The organism is Meridianimarinicoccus aquatilis (genome assembly GCF_004358675.1).
Taxonomy (GTDB): Bacteria; Pseudomonadota; Alphaproteobacteria; order Rhodobacterales; family Rhodobacteraceae; genus Meridianimarinicoccus; species Meridianimarinicoccus aquatilis.
On sequence record NZ_SMZO01000106.1, the window covers coordinates 1 to 5,832 of the forward strand.

2 protein-coding genes and 1 pseudogene are annotated in these 5,832 nt (G+C 52.8%); all 3 read right to left on the reverse strand.

Annotation, left to right across the window (positions count from 1 at the left end):
- A pseudogene (locus E2L05_RS20260) lies at positions 1–1,011 on the reverse strand (type I secretion system permease/ATPase); the annotation flags it as partial.
- 318 nt (positions 1,012–1,329) lie between these two features.
- Positions 1,330–4,092: a PAS domain-containing sensor histidine kinase gene (locus tag E2L05_RS20265; protein ID WP_165971834.1), complete on the reverse strand. Its 2,763-nt coding sequence runs from the start codon at positions 4,090–4,092 to the stop codon at positions 1,330–1,332.
- A gap of 1,006 nt (positions 4,093–5,098) precedes the next feature.
- A partial coding sequence (locus tag E2L05_RS20270; RefSeq protein WP_133342215.1) for an IS256 family transposase occupies positions 5,099–5,832 on the reverse strand: 734 nt, incomplete at its 5' end.

Sequence of the window (5,832 nt, forward strand, 5' to 3'; positions counted from 1 at the left end):
CAGATCGGCCGACGAGCGGGACAGGTTCCGTTCCAGGCGGCGGGCGCCGGCGAGGGTCGTCTGCAGGTTGGTCACGTTGTTCACAACCGCTTCGAGCGGCCCGAGCGCTTTGCCCAGCAGGATCGATCCGGCGATCATCGCGCCGCTGGTCAGATCGCCGATCAGGACCAGGTGCGCCCCGACGGCCAGCATCGCGGATTGCAGGAAGATCCGAAAGGTTCGTGCAGCACACAGCAGCATCCAGGCGCGCTCGTCGGCTTGCACCTGATTTCTCAGGGAGGTAGCGCGGAACTTGAGCCAACGGTTGTCAAACCCGTCTTCCAGCCCAAGCATGCGCTGCGCACTGCCAGAATCTTCTGCGGCTTGCAGCGCTTTTGACCAGCGTCCTTTGGCCCTGCTTGCGTACCAGGTCGGGCGGCGTGTGATCAGGCGCTTGATCATGGCAAGGCCCGTGATGATGGCCGCTGCGACAAGGCCAAGCCAGCCCATCATGGGGTGAAAGACGAACAAGAGCCCAAAATAGAACGGCATCCAGGGCAGATCGAACAAGGCCAGTGTGACGGGCGACGCCATCAACCGCTGGATCCCGTCAAGTTCCCCCATGGCCGTGGTGGGGCCCCAGTCCTGCCCGTGGCTGACATGTTCGCGGCCAACGATGTGAACGCGATCTTCCATCCGCCGACGGAAGCGCGCAGCGCAGCGCACCATGATCATGCCGCGCACCGTGTCGAGCATGTAAAGGCAGCCAAACAGGAAGCAGACAAGCACAAACAGGGTGACAAGGGTTTCCGGCGACTGGCTGCCCAGAACGCGGTCATAAACCTGAAGCATGAACAGCGGGCCCGTCAGCATCAGCAGGTTTATGAAGAAGCTGAACAGAAACACGGCCGTCAGCGTGCCCTTCATCTCGCCGATCGCCCCAAGCAAAGTCGACGGCGGCCGACCCCGCCCGCTCGCTAAAGACGGACCTTCAGATATATCTGGCGTAGACGACAACTGATCCAGCGGCATTGACCGTTTCCATCTCAGGTTTGAGCATTTGCCCATCATGCGGGCAGATGTATATTAGCCGAAGATATAACGTTATTTCCATTTGGATTACGTAAGTTGGTACATCCATTCGGATTACTGGTGCTTCCGTAGGTCCGTTGAGGCGGTAGAAAAGTCTAGGTTGCCCTTGACGAAAGTATGGGCCTTTTGAGCAGAGGTAGGGCTTGAAGCCGACGTCGCCGCGATTGACCCCGAAAATGGCGGCGAACCATATGCGTTTCAGGCCAGATGCAATGCCAGTCTGGAGGGCGACGCAGGAAACGCCCGCGGAGCGATTCTTCAAGCCACTGCGAGTGTCGCAACTTTTAATGCGTTTTGGGCGTCAGAAAGGGCCTTCTCAGCATTTGAGAGAGCTGAAGCTGTATCGACATCGGTTTTGTTCCGGAGCGCATCTTCCAGTTCACAAAGGTATCGGTGAAGAAGGGGCGTTCCCATCATCGCAGCGACGCCGGCGGACCGATGGACCTCCTGCGAGAGTTCAGAATTGTCGTCTTGAAGGGTGCTTGAACGCACCGCGGACAAGGCTTTTTCGACTTCTGCTATCAAAGCGTCGATCTTCTGTCTGAGTTCATCGCGATCCATCAAATCTGACAGCATCTCAAGCACAGCCATATCGATGTTGGAAAGCTCTTCGGGAGTATCGTCGGTGGCTGCAACAATTACAGGGGCCGCAGGCTCTTTGTCGGACGTGGTGGTGACTGCCCCAAGTCGACCGTTCATTTCTTCCGTGTTGAGCATGAACGGAAGCTTCATCGTAAGCATGCAGGCTTCGTGCTTCAGTTGGCCTTGGGTGACAGGTTTTGTCAAAACACTGTCCATCCCGGCGCGCATGAAGCCGATCTGCTCTTCCATAAGCGCATTGGCCGTGATCGCAGTGATCCGGGCCGAATTTGACAGGCCATTTCCGGTTCGTATGGCTCGGGTTGCCTGAACACCATCCATTTTGGGCATGCTGATATCCATGAATATCAGGTCATATTGATTTTTTTCCGCCATGGAGACGGCTTCAAGTCCGTCGCTGGCGTAGTCAGGCGTATACCCAATATTGCCCAGCATCTTGCCGAGCAATCGCCGGTTCAACTCGTGATCTTCGACAACAAGGATCGAAACATTGGAGGGATCAAAAGCGGTGCAGGTCTGACACTTTTCATACATCTGGTCGAAGCCAGCGTCGCTTGTTGACACTTGAGGCGCCTCGGAATGGCGTAGCACGGGGACTTCGAAGGTAAATCTGCTGCCAACACCGAGCTCGCTGACCAAGTCCATTGTGCCGCCCATTTGCATTACGGCACGATAGGCAATCCCGAGCCCCAACCCAACGCCGCTGGACTGGCGGCTATATCCTTGATCCAGCGATTCAAAGTCTTCAAAAATCCGTCCATGATCGTCCGGATGAATGCCGATGCCTGTATCTTCAATACACACTGCAACGGTGTGCTGGCCGTCACCGTTGAACCTCTCTGAAATACCAACTCGAACTGTCCCGTTCTGTGTGAACTTAACGGCGTTTTCGGCGATGTTTCGAATGGCTCGGTCGAAGGCTAATGGATGTGTGCTGAACACAAAGCCATCGGGTAAATAGGATTCGAACTCTATCGCTGTGTTGTGTTCGCCTGCCAAAACCTCGAGCCCTTGCAGTATGGATTTTGCGGTTTGGGCCGGATCAATAATGTCCGCTTGTTCGCTTGAATCCACAGTATTGGGCATTGATGTGCGTTCAAGAATGTCGTCGACATGTTGAAGCGCGTCACGGGCCGAGGTCTTTGCTATGGTGATGAGCTCACGCGCCTCTGCAGAGAGCGTCTCAGGTTGGACAAGTTCGATGGCGGTAATGGCACAATGCAGCGGCGTGCGCATCTCGTGGCCCATCATCGCCAAGAACCTTGTTTTTACGTCTGCATTTTGAATCGCTTCGTCGCGGGTACGGCGAAGCGCGGCCTGCGCCCCAACGATTTGAGTGATATCTCGAATGAAGATGATGAAGGCGGTATCGTCGGTGACATGATCGATGTCTTGGGCGACCATGATTTCGGCCGTGAGGTGCGTACCGTGTGCATTTCGGATCGTGCGGACCTTTTTATGCTGTCCGTAATGCCGCCCTGACTCCGTGTATAGCCAAGACATCAAGGAAGGTGCAGGAGCCGAACCCAAAGTGGCGTCATCGCCCTCACCGTCATCAATAAGCAGATATCTTGTAAGATCAGCGCTGTCACATTTTTGGCCATCAATTTGAAACAGCTTCGACGCCGCCTCGTTTGTTTTGATCGGGGTTCCTGTGGCGTCGCAAACTATTATCGCGTCGTTGCTGGCGCTGACGACCCTATCAAGGCTAGATCGGAGTCTGGATTGTAGGGCCAATTCATCCTGCAATCGTGTTTCAGTCAAAAATGATAAATAGGCAGCGACAGACAGAACAAAGAACATACTTATCGCAACGGCAACGAAGTAGCGAACGAGTTCGCTGTCGTATTTTTCTTTAGCTTCGGAATCCACCACTACTGCTTGAAACACATCCAGTGAGTAGCTTCTAATCACGGGCTGAATCTTGCTGAACTCGTAGCTCAGGTTCAATAGCTGGTCGCTGTCTGGTGTCGTTATACTGTCGATCAGCTCTGTGTACTTGGCCAGGTGGTCCTTGATCGCACCAAGTTGTTCGTGGCTCTTGTCTTTCAAGTTGGGTGTCGCGATGTGCAACAGGTTTTCATGATCAGTAGTCGTTGTGACACGACTATAGTATATGTCGAATTTTTCCTTGGCGTTCGCAAATGCAGCTTCGCGAACTTGCAGGTCTGTTTCCAGACCGGTTTCTGCCAATGCGGATTTAAATTTCTCAGCATCAAGCGAGAGTTGGGTCGTGAACCATGCGCTTTCGGCGTTGGTCCTTTTCAACTTGTTGTTTTCATCAGTGCGGCCGGTCACCAAGAACGCCGTGAAGACCAAAACACCCAGTCCGATCAACTGCAAAGCTGCAAGCAGCAATATCTTGCCCGACCAATGAGGGTGGAATTGAACCTGTGTTTTCGTCTTAAAGATCTTTTCCAATGTTCCTAGGCCTTACAGCACACGCCGATTACACGACCGCTTTTGGTCGCGGCGAGAGAGTGCGAACATTGAGACCGCTTGGTTTCGATCGATGAAGAACGGTACACTAGAAACAGGTCCTGAATTTAAATCATTAAGTTCTGATTTTCGCCTTATTGACGTAAGTCATGGTACGCCAAATTTTTGATTTTCGATACATATCCATCCGGCCAGTTTGATGACTTTAGTATATGTAACCCGTGTATCAACTGCGACGTCCTGCCGGTCATGTGACTGCCGTGCATTCGCAAAGGGGACCACACTATAAGTCTGGGCGAGCGAACTGACACGTGACACCACGAGCGTGCAGCAAATTTCCCGTTATTCACTTGATAAAAGATGAAACTCTTGGGTCGGGCGTGGGCAATTTCCTGGCTGCATTTGTGGTGATCAGAAATTTTGGGAAGCCAAATTATGTCAAAATGTATCTTTGCACAAATTTGCTGCCAACTTTCGAACGTGTCGGCCATGAGTGAAGGGTCGCTCTGAGATGAGTTCTTCAACTTAACGTCCGCCATGCTGCCAGGTCGATCAAACGCCTAGAATCATGGTGTGTGATTCGAGGGCACTCGCGCATAGGTGGAAATAAAAACAATACTTTAAGGCGAGTTTTCGCGTGTAAATTGTAAAATTAACTAAGATTCACCTTGATCCACACAAATGCACAAAATCAACTTAACTTGAGCCAAATTGATAGTTAGCCTATGCGCAAGACGGGATTTAAACGACGAAAGTATAGGTCAAAGTACGATGCGCGCACGATTTCGCCCATAGATTGATCAAACGCTTTCTCATGAAATGGAGATGCTCATGGGATATTTCAGCTACACCAAGTATTCGTCATGTGGCGACTGGGGCCGCTTCAAGTCGTACTCAACTGATGGGAAGTTTGACTGGAGAGACTGCAAATGGTCCTGCGATGACAAGCAATCATATGAGCTATGCCCGAAAGTTGGTGACGGCGTGATCAGGCGGCACTTTGAAGTTGCTTGATCCCGTCCTTGAATTCAATCCCTTCGATGATTTCGGGCATGCGGTTGGCACCATCGAGTTTGCGCCATTTTGTCTGGGCTGACATCATCAGCTTGAAGGCCATGGCGAGCCCGGTTTTACGGCTGAGGCACCCCTTGGTTTTACCAGTGCGATGCCGCACCGTGGCGAAGGTGCTTTCGATGGGATTGGTTGTGCGGATGTGCTTCCAATGTTCAGCGGGGAAGTCATAGAATGCCAAGAGCACGTCGCGGTCTTTGGTCAATTTAGCGACGGCCTTGTCGTATTTTACGCCGTAGGTTGTGACGAAGAAGTCGAAGGCCGCCTCGGCATCCACGCGGGTTTCGGCCTGCCAAATATCGTGCAGATGACCTTTGGCTTTGGCCTGAACGGACTTCGGCATCGCGTTCAGAACATTGCCGGTCTTGTGGAACCAGCAGCGCTGTTCTTTCGTGGCACCAAAGACCTCGCGTAGCGCATGCCAGAACCCCAAAGCACCGTCACCAATGGCAAGGTCAGGCGCGTGGGTGAGCCCGCGTCGTTGCAGATCAAGCAGCAGTTCTCGCCAACTTTGGGTGCTTTCGCGGTAGCCATCAGCAAGGCCGATGATTTCCTTTCGACCCCATTCATCCGCGCCGATCAACACCAGGACACATTGTTTTTCTTCAGCCATTCGTGGGCGGAAGTAGACACCATCAGCCCAGATGTAGA